This window comes from Ensifer adhaerens (assembly GCF_013283195.1).
Taxonomy (GTDB): domain Bacteria; phylum Pseudomonadota; class Alphaproteobacteria; order Rhizobiales; family Rhizobiaceae; genus Ensifer; species Ensifer adhaerens_G.
In genome coordinates, this window is the sequence record NZ_JABEKT010000002.1 from 628,972 (window position 1) to 646,086 (window position 17,115).

Consider the following 17,115-nt stretch of genomic DNA (forward strand, 5'->3'; position numbering starts at 1 on the left):
TCGTGCTTCGTCAGAGAATGGTGTAGCCGCCGTCGATCAGGAGATCGGCGCCGTTGATCATGTCGGCTCCGGCCGACGTCAGGAACACGGCAGCGGCCGCGATCTCTTCCGGATAGGCGAACCGGCCGGCCGGGATGCGCTTCTTGGCGGCCTCGCCCTTTTCGCCACTCCAGGCTTTCTTGCCGAGCTCGGTCAGAACGATGGTTGGCGAGATGGTGTTGACGGTGATGCCGTGTTTGCCCCATTCGGCCGCAAAGGTCTTCGACATGCCGATGACGCCAAATTTCGAGGCGCAATAGGCGACATGGTCCTCGATCGCGACCGTGCCGGCCTGCGAGGCGAGGTTGACGATCTTGCCGCCCCTGCCGGCAGCGATCATCGCCCGGCCGACGGCCTGGGTGACGAGGAAGCTGCCCTTCAGATTGATGGCGATGGTCTTGTCCCAATAGTCGAGCGACAGCTCTTCGGCAGGCGCGAGGAACACGACGCCGGCGCTGTTGACGGCGATGTCGATGCCGCCGAAAGCCGCGACGACGCCCGAGACTGCCGCATTGACCGAGGCCGCGTCCGAAACGTCGCAGACGAACGGTTTTGCATCCCCGCCGAGAGCCTCGGCCTTGGCGCGGGCGACATCCTCGTTGATGTCGAGCACGGCCACTTTCGCGCCCTTGGCGGCAAAAGCGCTGGCGACAGCCGCGCCGATGCCGGAGGCGCCGCCGGTGACGAGGGCAACCTTGCCGGTCAGCGGGAAGTTGAGGTCGATCTGGGGTGTGGTCTCGGTCATGTCGGTTTTCCCTCGGCGGTTGGAAAGCGGGGCGGGCAAGCCGCCCCGCCTGTGATGGCGTTACTTGCGGGCTTCAAGCAGCTTGTCGACGTTCTCGGTCGTGACCGGGGTCCACGGAACGTTGTATTCCTTGTCCTTGCCGTCGTTGAACGGCATGTCAGGATACTGCGCCCAGATGTCGGATTGCGGCTTGTAGTCGCCCTTCTTGGCCTGGAAGATCGCGAGGTCGAGCGCGCCCTGCGCCTGGGCGCGGGCATCCTGCAGGATCGAGGTCATCGTGCCTTCCTTGACGGCCGTCAGAGCATCGGTCACGCCGTCGATGCCGGCAATGGCGAAGTCGTCGACCTTGAGGCCGGCCGACTTGATCGCTTCGATCGCGCCGAGCGCCATCTCGTCGTTCTGGCCGATGACGCCGTTGATCTGGCCCGAATGAGCCGTCAGCCAGTTTTCCATCAGCGTCTGGGCTTCGGCACGCGACCAGTTGGCAGTCTGCTGCTCGAGAACCTTGACGTCAGGGCACTCGGCAAGCGCCTTCTTGTTGCCTTCCAGGCGCGAGATCTGCGCCGACTGGCCAATCGGACCCTCGATGATCACCACGTTGCCCTTGCAGCCGATCTTGTCGAGAACGGTCTTGGCTTCCATGTAGCCCGACACGGTGTCGTCGGAGCCGACATAGGCGGTCAGAAGCTCGGAGTTGACGCGGGTGTTGGAGCCGACGACCGGAATGCCGGCATCATGGGCGGCCTGAACGGCGGTTGCGCCAGCCTCGATGTCGATCGGCACGAAGATGATCGCGTTGAACTTCTGCGTGATCATCGTGTTGAACTGTTCCTGCTGGACCAGTGCGTCGTAGCGGCCGTCGAACACGGTCAGTTCGACTTCACCGCTCTTGACGGCGGGGTGCTCTTCAAGGGCCGCCGACCAGATTTGCATGAATTCGGCATTGAGACCGTAGGGTGCGGCACCGATCTTGAGCTTTTCCTGCGCGACAGCTGATGACGCGAAGAGGGCCGTGGCGGAAGCCAGGGCGATCACGAGTTTCTTCATGCTACTCCTCCATTGTGGTTTCCGCCGCCTTCATGGCGCACGGATTGGTGTACGGCCGCCGCAGGGCGGCCGATGTCTTGGGGGTCAGAGACCCTGATTGCGTTTCTGGTCGAGCATCACGGCGCCGACGATCAGCGCGCCCTTCAGGACCTGCTGGTAGTAGGATTGGATGCCCATCAGATCGAGGCCGTTGTTCATCACGCCGATGATTAGCGCGCCGATCAGCGTTCCCGTCACGCGACCGACGCCGCCCGAAAGGCTGGTGCCGCCGATGACGACCGCGGCGATCGCGTCCAGTTCATAGGCGATGCCGGCCTGCGGCAGGGCGGAACCTGTTCTCGCCGACAGCATCATGCCCGCAAGGCCCGAAAGTCCGCCCGAAATGACGTAGACGAGGAAGCGGATGCGGGTGACGTTGATGCCGGAGGTCTTGGCCGCATGCGGGTTGCCGCCGACGGCGTAGATGTAGCGGCCGAAACGCGTGCGGGTCAGGATCCACCAGGAAGCGAGAAAGACGATCCCAAGCAGGATTACCGGCATCGGGATGCCGAGGATGTTGCCGGTGCCGATCCAGCGTAATTCCGGCGTCAGTGCCGGTACCGGCTTGCCGCCGCCGTAGATCAGCGTCATGCCGCGGGCGGCAGATAGCATGCCGAGGGTGGCGACGAAGGCCGGAACGGAGAAGCGCGAGACGATGAAGCCGACGATGATGCCGCAGGCGACGCCGACGAGAATGCCGATCGCAAGCGCCACGAAGAAGGGGTAGGGCGCGCCGGCAATGCCCGCCGTTGCCGAGGTCGTCGCGAAGCTGGCGCTGACCATGCCGGCAAGCGCCACGACCGAGCCGACGGAAAGATCGATGCCGCGCGTCAGGATGACGAAGGTCATGCCGATCGCCAGCACGCCGTTGATCGACGTCTGCAGAAGTACATTGGAAATGTTGCCCGGCGTCAGGAAATACTCGTTGGAGAACGACAGGATGACCGCCAGCAGCAGGAAGGCGAGAAAGATGCCGTATTCCTGTATCAGCGTGCCGCGCTTTTCGGCGCTGAACCAGCTTCTGGATGCGTTGTTTTCGATGTTGGACACGGTTCTCAGGCCCCTTTGATGTCGGACAAGCGCTTTTTGGCGTCGATCTCGCGGGTGGTTCAGGTCGATAGATGCACGAGCGACTGGGCGTCCGTCGCCCGGCGATCGTGGATGCCGGCGGATTTTCCCTGGCGCATGACGAGGATGCGATCGGACATGCCCAGCACCTCGTCGATCTCGGAGGAGATCATGACGACGGTGCCGCCGGCCGCGGTGAAATCACAGATGATGCGGTAGATTTCGCGTTTGGCCCCGACGTCGACGCCGCGGGTCGGCTCGTCGAGCAGAAGCAATCTCGGCTGGCGCAGGAACCATTTTCCGAGCACGACCTTCTGCTGGTTGCCGCCCGAAAGACCCGAGACCGGCATCGTGTCGCGCGCCGCCTTGATGCCGAAGCGGGCGATCATCTCGGCACTGGCTGCGGCCTCGTCCCGCCCCTTCATGACGAAGCGCGGGCTCATCTCCGGAAGGCTTGCCAGGCAGATGTTGCCGCGAACGCTGTCGGCCAGATTGAGGCCGCTGACTTTTCTGTCTTCGGTGACAAGCGCGATACCGCTCGCCATCGCGTCGGCCGGTTTGCTGACGGTGATCCGTTCACCTTCGAGCATGACATCGCCGTGAGACGGGCGGTCGAGGCCGAACAGGCAGTTGAAGATCTCCGTACGGCCGGAGCCCATCAGCCCGTAGATGCCGAAGATTTCGCCCTTGCGCACCGAAAACGAGATGTCCTCGATCTTGCCGGGCAGTGTCAGGCCCGAGACCTCCAGGCCGATCTCGTCGGTCGGGTCGTTGGTCTTGATGTATTCCTCGCCGAGTTCGCGCCCGACGATCATCTTGATCAGGCCTGGGCGATCGATGTCGGAAAGCAGGCCGCTGCCGACATAGCCGCCGTCGCGAAAGACCGTGTAGCTGTCGGCGATCTGGAAGATTTCCGAAAGCCGGTGCGAGACGTAGACGACGCCCTTGCCCTCGGCCTTGAGGCGGGCAACCGCAGCAAACAGGTGTTGCGCTTCCTTCTCGCCGATCGCCGATGTCGGCTCGTCCATGAAGATGACTTCGGCTTCGTGGCTGAAAGCCTTGGCGATTTCGACCAGCTGCATCTGCGCGACCGAAAGCGTCATCATCGTCTGGGTGGCGCGGATGCCGAATTCGAGCCGATCGAGAAGCTGCTGCGCGTCGCGGTTCATTTTCTTGAAGTCGATGCCGCCGAAACGCCCCGAAGGTTCGCGGCCGAGATAGATGTTTTCGGCGACCGTCATGTGCGGAACGGGGCTCAGTTCCTGCTCGATGATGGCAATGCCGGAGGCAAGCGCCTCAGCCGGGTTGCCATAGTGGACCTCCTTGCCGCGCCGCCAGATCGTGCCGCCGTCGCGCTGCTGGATGCCCATCAGGATCGAAAGAAATGTCGATTTCCCGGCGCCGTTGCCGCCGCAAAGCGCGTGAACGGAACCGGCCTGAAGTTCAAGGCGGCCGTCGCGCAAGGCTGCGACGCCCCCGAATGATTTCTTCAGTCCTTCAACCTTCAAAAGCGGTTGCATGGTGTCCTCCCACGCTGCGATGGCGATTTTGCCGCTATCGATTTCGACAAAAATCACATGCTGATCGACATCTGTCAATATTGAGATTTTACTTTTGATTTTTTTGATCGGCTTTTGTCAAATTCCTATCTACCCACCACTCGAATTGACATGAGTCAATGCAGGGTCCCGATACCAAGGGTTTGTCTTAGCGATCGGTTTACGTCGCGGTGACGGTTGGCCACGCCGGGCCTATTCCCGGTTGTGTTTGGGTCGTCGCGGGCTATTGTCGTGATGTGCATTGCAAGGTGGGACGCTGATATGGAAAAAGCCCGGAAGAATTGGCTCGTGCTCGGCCTGATCGCTTTGGCCCTGGCCGGCGGCTACTACGCCTGGCAGAATCTCGATCGCAACGCCCTACCTGCCGGGATTGCCAGCGGCAACGGGCGCATAGAGGCGGTCGAAATCGATATCTCGACCAAAACGCCGGGCAGAATCAGAGAGATCATGGTCGACGAGGGCGATTTCGTCACTGCCGGGCAGGTGCTCGCCCAGATGGATACGGTCCAGCTCGAGGCGCATAAGCGACAGGCCGAAGCGCAACAGCAGCGCGCCATTGTCGGCGTCGAGGCGGCAAAGAACCTTGTGACCCAGCGCGAGGCGGAAAAGGCGGCAGCCGAAGGCGTGCTGGCGCAACGCCGGGCACAACTGGACGCTGCCGAGCGGCGCCTCGCCCGCTCCGAGCAACTCGTCAAGACGAGCACAGTTTCGCAGCAGGTGCTTGATGATGACCGCGCCACCGCGGAAGGTGCGAGAGCTGCCGCCAGTGCCGCGGAAGCCTCGCTTGCCGCGTCGGATGCGGCGATCAATTCGGCGAAATCCCAGGTTATCGATGCGCAAGCCTCGGTCGAGGCCGCCAAGGCGTCGGTCGAGAGCATCGTTGCCGACATCAACGACAGCACGCTTGTTTCGCCGCGCGACGGTCGCATCCAGTATCGGGTGGTCCAGCCCGGCGAAGTGCTGGCTGCCGGCGGCCGGGTGCTCAATCTCGTCGATCTCGGCGACGTCTACATGACCTTCTTCCTGCCGACGGATCAGGCCGGGCTGTTGTCTATCGGCAGCGAGGTCCGGCTGGTGCTGGACGCAGCACCGCAATACATCATTCCCGCCAAGGTCTCCTATGTCGCCGATGTCGCGCAGTTCACGCCGAAGACGGTCGAGACCGCCGAAGAGCGCCAGAAGCTGACCTTCCGGATCAAGGCGCAGATCCCGAAGGAACTGCTGAAGAAGTATATCCGCATGGTCAAGACGGGGCTTCCGGGGGTCGCCTATGTCAAGGTCGATCCCAAGGCCGAGTGGCCGGCGAGCCAGACCGGCACGCTGGTGCAGTGATGGCGGATCCCGACAGGGCCGGCCTGTCGCCGGCAGAGCCCGTGGTACGCCTCAACGCCGTCACCCTTTCCTACGGCAAGACCCGGGCGCTTGACGACGTGACGCTCGACATCCCCTCCGGCTGCATGGCCGGCCTGATCGGGCCGGACGGGGTCGGAAAGTCGAGCCTGCTCTCGCTTGTCGCCGGCGCCCGCGCCGTCCAGGGCGGTCGCGTCGAGGTGCTCGGCGGAGACATCGCCGATGCCGGCCACCGGCGGCGGACCTGCCCGCGCATCGCCTATATGCCGCAGGGCCTCGGCAAGAACCTTTACCCGACGCTTTCCGTCTTCGAGAACGTCGATTTCTTCGGCCGCCTGTTCGGCCACGATCGCGAGGAGCGCGAGCGGCGCATCGCCGGCCTGCTCCAAAGCACCGGCCTTGCGCCTTTCGCCGACCGTCCCGCGGGCAAGCTTTCCGGCGGCATGAAGCAGAAGCTGGGACTGTGCTGTGCGCTCATTCATGACCCTGACCTCCTCATTCTCGACGAGCCGACCACGGGCGTCGACCCGCTGTCGCGCCGGCAGTTCTGGGAGCTGATCGATGAGATCCGCGCCGAGCGGCCTGGCATGAGCGTCGTCGTTGCCACCGCCTATATGGAAGAGGCGGCCCGCTTCGACTGGCTGGTGGCGATGGATGCCGGCCGGGTGCTGGCAACGGGCACGCCTGACGAGTTGCTGCAAAATACCGGCGTCGACACGCTCGATGCCGCCTTCATCGCGTTGCTTCCGGAAGATCTCAGGCGCGAGCACCACGACGTCGTCATTCCGCCGCGTCCGGAAGGGGTGGGCGACGACATCGCCATCGAGGCCAACAACCTCACCATGCGCTTCGGCGATTTCGTCGCCGTCGACAATGTCAGCTTCCGCATCGGCCGCGGCGAGATCTTCGGCTTCCTTGGCTCCAATGGCTGCGGCAAGACGACGACGATGAAAATGCTGACGGGCCTGCTCGCCGCCAGCGAAGGCACGGCCAAGCTCTTCGGGCGCGAAGTCGACCCGCGCGACATGGAAGTGCGTCACCGTGTCGGCTACATGTCGCAGGCCTTCTCGCTTTATACCGAGCTGACGGTCCTGCAGAACCTCGAGCTGCATGCCAAGCTCTTCGGCATGGCAGCTGACACCATTCCAAAGCGGATCGAGGAGCTTGCGGATCGCTTTGATCTCGCCGGCGTGATGGAGGCGCTGCCGGACGCCTTGCCGCTCGGGGTGCGCCAACGGCTGTCGCTGGCCGTCGCCCTGATCCATTCGCCCGACATCCTCATCCTCGACGAGCCGACATCCGGCGTCGACCCCGTCGCGCGCGACAGTTTCTGGCAGATCCTCGTTGACCTCTCGCGCAACGAGCAGGTGACGATCTTCATCTCCACCCACTTCATGAACGAGGCGATGCGCTGCGATCGCATGTCGCTGATGCATGCGGGCAAGGTGCTGGTCAGCGACACGCCGGAGGGCATCATGAAGAGCCGCTCCGCGTCGACGCTGGAGGAAGCCTTCATCGCCTATCTCGAAGAGGCGATCGCCGGCGCGAAGCCGGCGGCGCCTTCCGTGGTCAGGGCGCACGACCCGTCGAAGCCGGCAATCGCGCAGGAGGTCGAACGAAAGGCGTCGGCGACGTCGGCGTTTTTCGACGTCGGACGCATGTTCAGCTACACCCGTCGCGAGGCGCTGGAACTGGTGCGCGATCCCATCCGGGCGACGCTCGCGACCATCGGCACGGTCATCCTGATGTTCGTCATCGGCTATGGCATCAACATGGATGTCGAAGACCTGACCTTCGCGGTGCTCGACCATGACCAGACCACCACCAGCCGCGAATACATTCTCGAAATCGCAGGCTCGCGCTACTTCATCGAGAAGGACCCGATCACCGATTATGCCGACCTCGACCGGCGCATGCGCAATGGCGAACTGAGCCTTGCGATCGAGATACCGCCGGGTTTTGCCAGACGGGCGGCCCGTGGCGACGCGGTCGAAATTGCCGCCTGGATAGATGGGGCCATGGCGAGCCGCGCCGAAACGGTCAAAGGCTACGTGCAGGGCCTGCACGCCCACTGGCTGACCGGAAAGATCCGCGAACGCTACGGCGATGCGGCAACCGCCGGCACCTTCAAGATCGAGACGCGCTTCCGCTACAATCCCGACGTCAAGAGCATCGTCGCCATGGTGCCCGCCGTCATTCCGCTGTTGCTGATGCTGATCCCGGCCATGCTGTCGGCGCTCAGCGTCGTGCGCGAGAAGGAGCTGGGCTCGATCGTCAACCTCTACGTCTCGCCGGTGACGCGGCTCGAATTCCTGGTCGGCAAGCAACTCCCCTATATCGCCCTGGCGATGCTCAATTTCGCGCTTTTGACCGCCTTTGCGATCTTCGTCTTCCGGGTGCCGTTCACCGGCAGCCTGCTGGCCTGGACGGTCGCCGGATTGATCTACGTCTCGGCGGCAACGGCGATGGGGCTCGTCATCTCCACCTTCATGTCCAGCCAGATTGCCGCGATTTTCGGTACGGCGATCCTGACGCTCATTCCGGCCATCCAGTATTCCGGCATGATCGATCCGGTCTCGTCGCTGGAGGGCGCGGGCGCCTTCATCGGCCAGATCTACCCGACGACGCATTTCATGACCATCGCTCGCGGCACCTTCTCCAAGGCGCTCGGCTTCGGCGATCTCGCGGGCGCTTTCGTGCCGATGCTGATCGCGGTGCCGGTGCTGCTGGCGATCGGCACCCTGTCCCTCAAGAAGCAGGCGAGGTGACCATGCGCCTGTCCCACATCTACCATCTCGGCATCAAGGAACTCTGGGGTCTCTGGCGTGATCCGATCCTGTTGATCCTGATCGTCTATTCCTTCACGCTGTCGGTCTATACCGGCTCGACGGCGATGCCGGAGACGCTCAACCGCGCCGCCGTCGCGATCGTCGATGAGGACCGCTCGCCGGTGTCGACGCGGATATCGACGGCTTTCTATCCGCCCTATTTCGTGCCGCCGCAGATGATCACGCCGGCGGAAATGGACCGGCGGATGGATCAGGGGCTGGATACCTTTGCGCTCGACATTCCGCCGAATTTCCAGACGGATCTGCTCGCCGGGCGCACGCCGACGATCCAGCTGAATGTCGATGCGACCCGGATGAGCCAGGCCTTCTCCGGCAACGGCTACATCCAGCAGATCGTCACCGGCGAGGTCGCGGGCTTCCTCGAGCGCCACCGCAGCGAGCAGAAACTGCCGGTCGATCTAGTCCTGCGCGCGCGGTACAATGCCGAATTGAACAAGGGCTGGTTCGGCGCAGTGATGAACGTCATCACCAACATCACCATCCTGTCGATCGTCCTGACAGGAGCTGCCCTCATCCGCGAACGCGAACATGGCACGGTCGAGCATCTGCTCGTCATGCCCGTCACCCCGTTCGAAATCATGGTCAGCAAGGTCTGGTCGATGGGGCTGGTGGTGCTGCTGGCTTCTGCGGTGTCGCTGATCTTCGTGGTCAAGGGGGTGCTTGCCGTCCCGGTGCAGGGTTCGTTTGCGCTGTTCCTGCTCGCCACCGCCCTGCAACTCTTTGCCACCACGTCGATGGGAATCCTGCTGGCCACGATTGCCGGCTCGATGCCGCAGTTCGGCCTGCTGCTGATGCTCGTTCTTCTGCCGCTCCAGGCGCTCTCCGGTGGCATGACACCGCGCGAAAGCATGCCGGAGATCATCCAGAATATCATGCTGGCGGCGCCGAACACCCATTTCGTCATTCTGGCGCAGGCGGTCCTGTTTCGCGATGCCGGTCTGGATGTCGTCTGGCCGCAGCTCCTTGCCTTGCTGGTGATCGGCGCCATTCTCTTTGCCTTCGCCATGCGGCGCTTCCGGGCGTTCCTGAAGTAGCCTTTGCGCCATGGGCCTTGCGAGCTCTGCGCGCGCAGACTTTACCAGTGGAAAATGCGACCGGCGGTTGACCGGCCGCCGGCATATGATAGGTCATTTCTTGCGAAACAGGTTCCGTCTGACGACGGATGAAAAGGGAACACGGTGAGGATTGCCCGCAAGGGACCGAAACCGCGACTGCCCCCGCAACTGTAACCGCCGAGCGGAACCCCATGAAGCCACTGCGCGAACTCTCGCGTGGGAAGGCGGGAGGAAGCGACGACGCGGAAGTCAGGAGACCTGCCTGTTTCGGTCACCCATGCCTGGACACGAGGGGTGTCGAGGCGCGGCCGTCCGTAGCGGTGACATTGGAGCAATGTTGCCGCGTGCCGCAGACGGCGCCGGGGTGGTCGCTTGTCGTCTTGCCTCTGCCACCCTTTGCCCGCGGTCGATCGCGCGTGGGCCGGATCGTGCCCATCGCGCCGGAGTGGGGACGATATGACGAAGCAATTGACTGGCGCAGCGGCGCTGGTTCTGACACTCGTGGGCGGGGCTCAGGCACAGGATACGGCCGCAAACGAACAACCGACCAAGCTTGAGAAGATCCTGGTTTCCGATGGCCTGACGCCGACCGAACAGCGCAAATCCGGGCGCGCCTTTACCGTGATTACCGGAGATCAGATCGAGAAAAACCAGATCCGCTACGTCGCCGACGCCCTGCGTCTCGTTCCCGGTTTCTCGGTTTCGCGCACCGGTGCCTCCGGCGGCCTGACGCAGGTGCGCGTGCGCGGTGCGGAAGGCAATCAGCTACTGGTGGTGATCGATGGCGTCGAGGCGAACGACGTGTCCCAGGGCGAGTTCGACTTCGGCGGCCTGGTTGCCGACGACATCGAGCGCATCGAAATCCTGCGCGGACCGCAAAGCACCTTCTGGGGCGCCAATGCCATGGCCGGTGTCATCAACATCATCACCAAGAAGGGAAGCCGCGATGGTGCCGTGTCAAACGCCCGCACCGAAGTCGGCAGCGACGGTACCTGGCTTGGCGGCCTGTCGACCCGCGGCGGCGGCGAGGGCTATGATTACGCGCTGTCCGGCGTGTTCCAGAGAACCGGCGGTTTCAATGTCTCCGATACCGGCTCCGAGGATGATGGCGACCGCAACGGCACCGTCAACGGCAAGTTCACCTTCGATCTCTCGCCGGATCTGCAGCTCGATGCGACCTTGCGCGCCGTCAACCGCAAGACCGACCTCGACGCGCAGGATTACATGACGGCGCTGACCTACGACACGCTGGACTATACGCGATCGCGCGAGCTCTCGAGCTCGCTCGGCCTGACCCATTCGGCGCTCGACGGCGATCTCACCCAGAAGGCGCGCGTCTCCGGCCTTGACGTTCACCGCGACAATGTCAGCGGCTTCGGGCGATCCTGGAACGACGGCAACCGCTACAACGGCAGCTATCAGGCGAGCTACGGCTTCGATGGTGGAGACGGTATCCGCCACCAGATCACCGGAGGCTACGAGTGGCAGCGCGAGACGTTCACGCCGTCGCATCTGCAGCAGACCTTCAGCCGCAATGCGCATTCGCTCGTCGGCGAGTATCGCGGCGAGTTCGCCGACCAGTTCTTCGTCAATGCAGGCCTCAGGCGCGATTTCAACGATCGCTTCGAGGACGCGACCACATGGAGCCTCAGCGCCTCCTGGGAGATACCGGGCAGCGATACCCGCCTGCACGCATCCGTCGGCACCGGCGTGACCAATCCGACCTTCTACGAGCAGTTCGGCTATATCCCGGGAACCTTCATCGGCAATCCCTACCTGAAACCGGAGGAAAGCCTCGGCTGGGACATCGGTGTCGAGCAGCGCTTCTTCGAAGACGGTCTGACCGTCGATGTCACCTACTTTGACCAGAACCTTAAAAACGAGATCGCCACCGTCTACGACGCCAGCTTCCGTTCGACGCCGGTCAATCGCTCCGGCGAAAGCTTGCGCCACGGGGTCGAGGTCTCCGCGACGGTCGACTTCTTCAACGGACTGACGACGACGGCGACCTACACCTACACCGCTTCGACCGAGCAGACGCTTGCCGGCGGGCCGCGGCTGCAGGAGGTCCGCCGTCCGCGCCATGCCGCGTCGCTCGATGCCGCGTATGTCTTCTATGACGATCGTATCAGGGTCTTCGGCGAAGTCATCCTCAATGGCCGGATGCAGGATGTCGCCTATCGGCCGGGCCCGGAGCGAGTGCCGCTCGGCGCCTATACGCTGGTCAATGTTGGCGGCAGCTTCAAGGTCAACGACACGCTCGAGATCTTCGGCCGCGTCGACAACCTTTTCGATGAGGACTATGAGGAGATCTACGGCTACAACACGCAAGGCGTGACCGCCTTTGCCGGCCTGAAGGCCTCGTTCTGATGACATCCGGTTGGTGCAGGCGATATCTGGTTGCAGGGGTGCTTTGCACAGCCTTGCCCTTTGGCGCCTGGGCAGGCGAAGCGCCGCGCCGCGTCGTCTCCATGAACGTCTGCACCGACCAGATGGCGATGCTGGTGGCCGACAAGGGGCAACTCCATTCGGTATCCTATCTGGCCACCGATGGCTCGACCTCGGCGCTTGCCGCCGAGGCGAACTCCTATGTGGTCAATCATGGGCTTGCCGAAGAAATCTTCCTGATGAAGCCGGATCTGGTGATTGCCGGGACCTATACGACGCGCACGACCGTCGATCTGTTGAAGCGGCTCGGTTTTGCAGTCGAGGAGTTCGCGCCGGAGGCATCGATTGCCGAGGTCCGGGCAAACCTCCAACGCATGGGAAAGCTTCTCGGTCGTCAACAGCGCGCGGATCAACTGGTGGCGGAAATGGATGCCGAGATCGGGCGGTTGAAGACGATCAAGGTGCACGATGTCGATCTGGCGCTCTATTATGCCAACGGCTTCACCTCGGGCAGCGGCACGCTGGTTGCCGATATCGTCGGCATCGCGGGACTGGAAAATCTCGCCGACAAGCTGGGCATCTCCGGCACCGGGCAATTGCCACTGGAAGTTTTGGTGCTTGCACGTCCGGACCTGATCGCCATCGATGCCAGCAGCGAACGCGGACCGGCGCTCGCCAAGCAGAATTTCGCCCATCCCGCCTTCAGAGCAGTTACCTCGCAGCACCAGGCCGTCCAGCTCGACAGTCGCTACACCATCTGCGGCGGACCGTTCACCCTGGTTGCCGCACGCATCCTGCAGCAGGCCGCTATGAAACTCGATGCCACGCAACTCGACTTGGGGAAAAGATGACGGAAACCGCCCGATACCGCTTGCTCATCGTCTTGCTTGCCATTCTTGTCACCTCGCTTTTCGTCCTTTCGCTGACGGTCGGCCCTGCAGATGTCAGCCCATGGCAGGGCCTCGCCGGTCTTTTCGCTGGAGACGACAGTCTGATCGGGCTGGTGATGCGGGAAATCCGCCTGCCGCGGGCAATCCTCGGGCTGATGATCGGCGCGACGCTCGGGCTTTCCGGTGCCGCCCTTCAAGGCTATCTGCGCAATCCGCTTGCCGAACCCGGGCTGATCGGGGTCAGCGCCTCGGCGTCGCTCGGTGCTGTGATCGCCATCTACACCGGACTGTCGGCCTTGCTACCGCTTGCGCTGCCGTTGATGGCGCTTGGCGGCGCGCTCTGCGCCGTTCTGGTCGTCCGGCTGATGGCCGGGGCTGATGCCCGACCGCTCTCCGTCATCCTTGCCGGCGTTGCGGTTTCGACCTTTGCCGGGGCGATGACCTCGCTGGCGCTCAATCTCTCTCCAAACCCGTTCGCGGCGATGGAGATCATGTTCTGGATGCTGGGCTCGCTCACCGACCGGTCGATGACCCATGTCTGGCTGGCCGCGCCCTTCATGGTGCTCGGCTGGCTGATGCTGGCAAGCCTCGGCCGGGCGCTCGATGCCCTGACACTCGGCCACGAGACGGCGGCGAGCATGGGGATTGATATGAAAAGGGTGCAGCGGCTCGCGGTTATCGGCACGGCCGCCTCGGTCGGTGCGGCAACGGCGGTGGCCGGTGCGATCGGTTTCGTCGGCCTGGTCGTTCCGCATCTGCTGCGTCCCCTTGTCGGGGCGCGGCCCTCGCGGTTGCTCTTTGCCAGCGCGCTCGGCGGGGCGGCCTTGCTGCTTGCCGCCGACATTCTCGTGCGCGTCGTTGCACCCGGACGCGATCTCAAGCTCGGCGTGCTGACCGCTGTCTTGGGTGCGCCGTTTTTTCTTGTTCTGGTGATGCGCGCGCGGAGGCAGATGGCATGAGCCGGCTTGCCGTTTCCAATCTCTCCGCCTCGCTTGGCGGCAATACGGTGCTGAAGGGCATCGCTCTTAGCGTCGGGCCGGGCGAATTCGTTGGTCTTATCGGGCCAAACGGTGCCGGCAAATCGACGCTTCTGCGCGCCTGCCTGGGGCTGATCCCGTCGAGCGGCGAAATTCAGCTTGCTGGGCGGGATCTGCGGCGGATGACTGCAGCCGACCTTGCCCGTCACGTCGCCTATGTCGCGCAGGACAGGGATATCGCCTGGCCGATCACGGTGGAAGCTCTGGTCGACCTCGGGAGACAGCCGCACCGGGGCGCCTTTGCACGATCGGCGCTCGCCGACCAGGAAGCCGTTGAAGCAGCGCTCCAGCGCATGGATATCGACAAGTTGCGATCGCGCCGGGCAACCGATCTTTCCGGCGGCGAAAAAGCGCGCGCGCTGATTGCAAGAGCCTTGGCACAGCAGGCCGACCTGCTTCTGGCCGACGAGCCGGTCGCGGGCCTCGATCCGGCGCACCAGATAGCGCTGATGCAGGTGTTCCGCGATCTGACGCGGCAGGGCACTTCGGTCGTAGCCTCGATGCACGATCTCGGTCTGGCGGCGCGCTGGTGCGATCGGCTCGTGCTTCTCGAAGGCGGCCGCATCGTCGCCGACGGCCCGCCTGCCGCGGTGCTGACCGCAGACCTCTTGCGGCGCGTCTACGGTATCGAAGCCTATGTCACCGAGGCGGCGGGGGGGCTGATCGTGCAGCCGACGCGCCTTGCGCAAGCCGGCATCGAACAAGAGGTTGCAGGGGATAATATCCATGGCTGAACTCGCCGACATGCTCAGCACGCATCTGAAAGACCCGGAGGCCGGGTGGAGCATGGGGACCTTCGGCGCCATTGCCGAGTTCCACCAGGATCCCGGTGAAGCGCTCGTTGTCGACGCGCCGGAGATGTTTTGCAGGGCCACGGAGAGAGGTGGCGTGCGGATCGATCCGGCCTGCGTCGCCGATCTCGTGCCGGTCGCCTACGAAGCGCTGAGCCCGAGAGCGCACCGCTGGAGCCACGCGGTCGCTCTGTGCCTGCCGGAAGGCGATGCGCGGCGCGAGGCGCGTGCGCTCCTGACCGAACTCGGCCCTGACGAAGGGGCCATTCGCCCCGGCGATCGCCACGGCATCCTCTTTGATATGGGGCTTTCGCTGCCGCAATGCGACTTTTGCATTCGCACCGAAGACATCGAGCTGCTTGAGGTCATGAGGCGGTGTGTCGGACGCTCGCTGTTTGAAGCCGACAATCCGGCAATGCAGGCTATCTTGAAGGCCCATCCCCATCGCGTTGCCGTCACAGCCATCGGCCGTGTCGAGGTCTATCAGAAGATCGGCGGGCCGGACACCGGCGGCATATCTCCGCCCGGTCCGCACACGCACGTGTTGCCGCAACTCTTGCGCAGCGGCCGCACGCATTCCGCCAATACTCCGATCCCGCCGGGCCTGCTGCCGCTCGGCAGCCTGCATCCTGGCAATCCGGTCGTCGGGCCGATGGGCGAGGAGAGGGCTTTCGATCCGCACCTGCATCAGCGGTTCCAGGGGCTTCTGGAGTGTTACGGCAATGCGTCGACGGTCGCCGTAAAGGCCGATCTCATTGCGGCGCTGGGCCGCAATGACCATCCGCAGAACTTTGCCTGCCCGAACGACCGGTCGGCCCGCGCGGCCATGCGCGTTGGCCTCAGGCAGCAGGAGCACCTCGCCCGTCAGAGCGGTGACGAAGAATATCTTGCGAGGGTTCTCGGCTGGCGCGCGGTGTACGATCGCGCCGTCGACGCTGCCGACACCGACGACGAAGCGCCTGGCCACTAAGGGCAAGGCACTGCAGGTGCTGCGACGTCTGCGGCAAATCTGAAGCGTCGCGGGGGCGCCTTGCAAGACGCAGAGGGGAGGAAATGGCTTTCTGCTGCCTTGCCTGACGCGCGTTTTCACGCCAGACACGTGATCCGAACAGTGATCGAATTGACGAAGGGCAGGCGACGATGGCCGAACGCAAACACGGAGAAACAGCCCCCGCCACGGACGTGACCATCGCCGGTGCCGACTGGTACGGGCTCGATATTTCCGACCGCAACCACAGCCGCACGCTGTTTTCGGATCTGGATATGACCGAGGCCACCAGCGCTGGTGCCGTCTTCAAGGAATGCACCTTCCGTCGCGCCAAGTTCAATTGCTCGCGCCACGAGGGCAGCGCCTTCATCAACTGTACCTTCGTCGGGTGCAATTTCTACGACGTCGACTTCAACGACTGCAAGTTCGTCGGCAGCATGTTCGACAGCTGCAAGTTCGATGCGACAAGGGTGAAGGGCGGCAACTGGTCGTTCGTCGGATTGCCGGGTGCGGACCTTCGCAGCGCCGTTTTCACCGACGCGGTCCTGCGCGAGGCCGACCTGACCGGCGCCCGCTGCGAGAGCGGCACGATGACCGGCCTCGACCTGTCGGGCGCCTGGCTTCACAGTGCCAATTTCAGTGGATGTGACCTGCGTGGCAGCGATTTAACGTCGATCGAACCGGAAACGGTGACGCTGAAGCGTGCCGTCATCACCATCGAGCAGTCGGTGATGATCTGCGAGGCCATGGGCCTGGTGGTCCGGGCTTCCTAAATCGTCGAGCGGCAGGTCGCAAGAACCTGCTCAGTTTCGCGGTTCTCCGCTCGGCGCGTAGACCGTCTTCTGCTTGAACGCGAAGATATTGCCGCAACGGCACCGTATCATGTGTTTCGCGGGATCGCTCGACGGGCGCTCCGTCGAAAAGCCCGCTGGCATCTGGTCGATGAGAAAACCACGGGTCCTGCTTTTCGGATCGTCGTTCTCCGAGGCTTCTGCAAAGCCGGACGCACCGCATTTGGCACATTCCAGTTTTCTCGAATAACGATCTCTCGACACGATTGTCCCAATCCAAAATCAATGAGGACCCGCACTACAGGAGGCGAGGGGCTCGTTCAAGACCGTCCAGCGAAACGGTGCTGGATCGCGGCGCTCTGGAGGTCGCCTTTTGCCGGTCAGGCGTTGTCCTACCGGGAGCAACGTCGCGGCCGGAAATGCGACGGCCGATGGGTGGTTGCCATTGGCGCCATGCATCCGGCCGAGAAGGCTACTAC

Annotated in this window: 14 protein-coding genes and 1 riboswitch; of the genes, 9 read left to right on the top strand and 5 right to left on the bottom strand. The window is 63.5% G+C overall.

Going from position 1 to position 17,115, the window contains the following annotated elements; genetic code table 11:
• Positions 1 to 10: 10 nt before the first annotated feature.
• The 4 genes from LPJGGPFB_RS19390 to LPJGGPFB_RS19405 all read right to left on the bottom strand — a co-directional run bounded on the left by LPJGGPFB_RS19390 (position 11) and on the right by LPJGGPFB_RS19405 (position 4,458).
• On the bottom strand, positions 11 to 784 hold the full coding sequence (locus LPJGGPFB_RS19390; protein ID WP_173421561.1) for an SDR family oxidoreductase: 774 nt from the start codon (positions 782 to 784) through the stop codon (positions 11 to 13).
• Positions 785 to 844: 60 nt separating this feature from the next.
• The gene (locus tag LPJGGPFB_RS19395) at positions 845 to 1,831 is read right to left on the bottom strand and encodes a substrate-binding domain-containing protein (RefSeq protein WP_173421562.1); all 987 of its coding nucleotides are present in this window, start codon (positions 1,829 to 1,831) and stop codon (positions 845 to 847) included.
• 84 nt (positions 1,832 to 1,915) lie between these two features.
• Complete coding sequence (locus LPJGGPFB_RS19400; RefSeq protein ID WP_173421563.1) at positions 1,916 to 2,920, bottom strand: ABC transporter permease subunit; 1,005 nt, start codon at positions 2,918 to 2,920, stop codon at positions 1,916 to 1,918.
• Positions 2,921 to 2,979: 59 nt separating this feature from the next.
• The gene (locus LPJGGPFB_RS19405) at positions 2,980 to 4,458 is read right to left on the bottom strand and encodes a sugar ABC transporter ATP-binding protein (protein WP_173421564.1); all 1,479 of its coding nucleotides are present in this window, start codon (positions 4,456 to 4,458) and stop codon (positions 2,980 to 2,982) included.
• A gap of 300 nt (positions 4,459 to 4,758) precedes the next feature.
• Here LPJGGPFB_RS19405 and LPJGGPFB_RS19410 point away from each other — a divergent pair, with 300 nt between their 5' ends.
• The 9 genes from LPJGGPFB_RS19410 to LPJGGPFB_RS19450 all read left to right on the top strand — a co-directional run bounded on the left by LPJGGPFB_RS19410 (position 4,759) and on the right by LPJGGPFB_RS19450 (position 16,618).
• Positions 4,759 to 5,829, top strand: a complete 1,071-nt coding sequence (locus LPJGGPFB_RS19410; RefSeq protein ID WP_173421565.1) for an HlyD family secretion protein — start codon at positions 4,759 to 4,761, stop codon at positions 5,827 to 5,829.
• Complete coding sequence (rbbA, locus tag LPJGGPFB_RS19415; RefSeq protein ID WP_173421566.1) at positions 5,829 to 8,615, top strand: ribosome-associated ATPase/putative transporter RbbA; 2,787 nt, start codon at positions 5,829 to 5,831, stop codon at positions 8,613 to 8,615. Before LPJGGPFB_RS19410 ends, rbbA begins: the two co-directional genes overlap by 1 nt.
• A 2-nt stretch (positions 8,616 to 8,617) precedes the next feature.
• A complete protein-coding gene (locus tag LPJGGPFB_RS19420; protein ID WP_173421567.1) occupies positions 8,618 to 9,730 on the top strand; it encodes an ABC transporter permease in 1,113 nt (370 codons plus the stop codon).
• Positions 9,731 to 9,822: 92 nt separating this feature from the next.
• A riboswitch (cobalamin riboswitch) is annotated at positions 9,823 to 10,031 on the top strand.
• Between the two features lie 176 nt (positions 10,032 to 10,207).
• On the top strand, positions 10,208 to 12,121 hold the full coding sequence (locus LPJGGPFB_RS19425) for a TonB-dependent receptor plug domain-containing protein (RefSeq protein ID WP_173421568.1): 1,914 nt from the start codon (positions 10,208 to 10,210) through the stop codon (positions 12,119 to 12,121).
• A complete protein-coding gene (locus LPJGGPFB_RS19430) occupies positions 12,121 to 12,990 on the top strand; it encodes an ABC transporter substrate-binding protein (RefSeq protein WP_173421569.1) in 870 nt (289 codons plus the stop codon). Before LPJGGPFB_RS19425 ends, LPJGGPFB_RS19430 begins: the two co-directional genes overlap by 1 nt.
• Positions 12,987 to 13,988: a FecCD family ABC transporter permease gene (locus tag LPJGGPFB_RS19435; protein WP_173421570.1), complete on the top strand. Its 1,002-nt coding sequence runs from the start codon at positions 12,987 to 12,989 to the stop codon at positions 13,986 to 13,988. The genes LPJGGPFB_RS19430 and LPJGGPFB_RS19435 overlap by 4 nt, the downstream gene beginning before the upstream one ends.
• Positions 13,985 to 14,800 carry an ABC transporter ATP-binding protein gene (locus tag LPJGGPFB_RS19440; protein ID WP_173421571.1) on the top strand — a complete coding sequence of 272 codons (816 nt, stop codon included), beginning with the start codon at positions 13,985 to 13,987 and terminating at the stop codon, positions 14,798 to 14,800. Before LPJGGPFB_RS19435 ends, LPJGGPFB_RS19440 begins: the two co-directional genes overlap by 4 nt.
• Positions 14,793 to 15,827, top strand: a complete 1,035-nt coding sequence (locus tag LPJGGPFB_RS19445; RefSeq protein WP_173421572.1) for a DUF6925 family protein — start codon at positions 14,793 to 14,795, stop codon at positions 15,825 to 15,827. Before LPJGGPFB_RS19440 ends, LPJGGPFB_RS19445 begins: the two co-directional genes overlap by 8 nt.
• 170 nt (positions 15,828 to 15,997) lie before the next feature.
• Positions 15,998 to 16,618: a pentapeptide repeat-containing protein gene (locus LPJGGPFB_RS19450; RefSeq protein ID WP_173421573.1), complete on the top strand. Its 621-nt coding sequence runs from the start codon at positions 15,998 to 16,000 to the stop codon at positions 16,616 to 16,618.
• Between the two features lie 30 nt (positions 16,619 to 16,648).
• Here LPJGGPFB_RS19450 and LPJGGPFB_RS33105 read toward each other — a convergent pair whose 3' ends face one another.
• Positions 16,649 to 16,903 (bottom strand): hypothetical protein, encoded by a 255-nt coding sequence (locus LPJGGPFB_RS33105; RefSeq protein ID WP_327795830.1) that lies wholly within the window; start codon positions 16,901 to 16,903, stop codon positions 16,649 to 16,651.
• Positions 16,904 to 17,115: the final 212 nt, after the last annotated feature.

Excerpts from the sequence above, each read along its gene's own strand:
- LPJGGPFB_RS19395 (WP_173421562.1), bottom strand. The coding sequence starts at position 1,831 with ATGAAGAAACTCGTGATCGCCCTGGCTTCCGCCACGGCCCTCTTCGCG.
- LPJGGPFB_RS19445 (WP_173421572.1), top strand. The coding sequence starts at position 14,793 with ATGGCTGAACTCGCCGACATGCTCAGCACGCATCTGAAAGACCCGGAG.
- LPJGGPFB_RS19440 (WP_173421571.1), top strand. The coding sequence starts at position 13,985 with ATGAGCCGGCTTGCCGTTTCCAATCTCTCCGCCTCGCTTGGCGGCAAT.
- LPJGGPFB_RS19410 (WP_173421565.1), top strand. The coding sequence starts at position 4,759 with ATGGAAAAAGCCCGGAAGAATTGGCTCGTGCTCGGCCTGATCGCTTTG.
- LPJGGPFB_RS19430 (WP_173421569.1), top strand. The coding sequence starts at position 12,121 with ATGACATCCGGTTGGTGCAGGCGATATCTGGTTGCAGGGGTGCTTTGC.
- LPJGGPFB_RS19405 (WP_173421564.1), bottom strand. The coding sequence starts at position 4,458 with ATGCAACCGCTTTTGAAGGTTGAAGGACTGAAGAAATCATTCGGGGGC.
- LPJGGPFB_RS19450 (WP_173421573.1), top strand. The coding sequence starts at position 15,998 with ATGGCCGAACGCAAACACGGAGAAACAGCCCCCGCCACGGACGTGACC.
- LPJGGPFB_RS19390 (WP_173421561.1), bottom strand. The coding sequence starts at position 784 with ATGACCGAGACCACACCCCAGATCGACCTCAACTTCCCGCTGACCGGC.
- rbbA (WP_173421566.1), top strand. The coding sequence starts at position 5,829 with ATGGCGGATCCCGACAGGGCCGGCCTGTCGCCGGCAGAGCCCGTGGTA.
- LPJGGPFB_RS19425 (WP_173421568.1), top strand. The coding sequence starts at position 10,208 with ATGACGAAGCAATTGACTGGCGCAGCGGCGCTGGTTCTGACACTCGTG.
- LPJGGPFB_RS19420 (WP_173421567.1), top strand. The coding sequence starts at position 8,618 with ATGCGCCTGTCCCACATCTACCATCTCGGCATCAAGGAACTCTGGGGT.
- LPJGGPFB_RS19435 (WP_173421570.1), top strand. The coding sequence starts at position 12,987 with ATGACGGAAACCGCCCGATACCGCTTGCTCATCGTCTTGCTTGCCATT.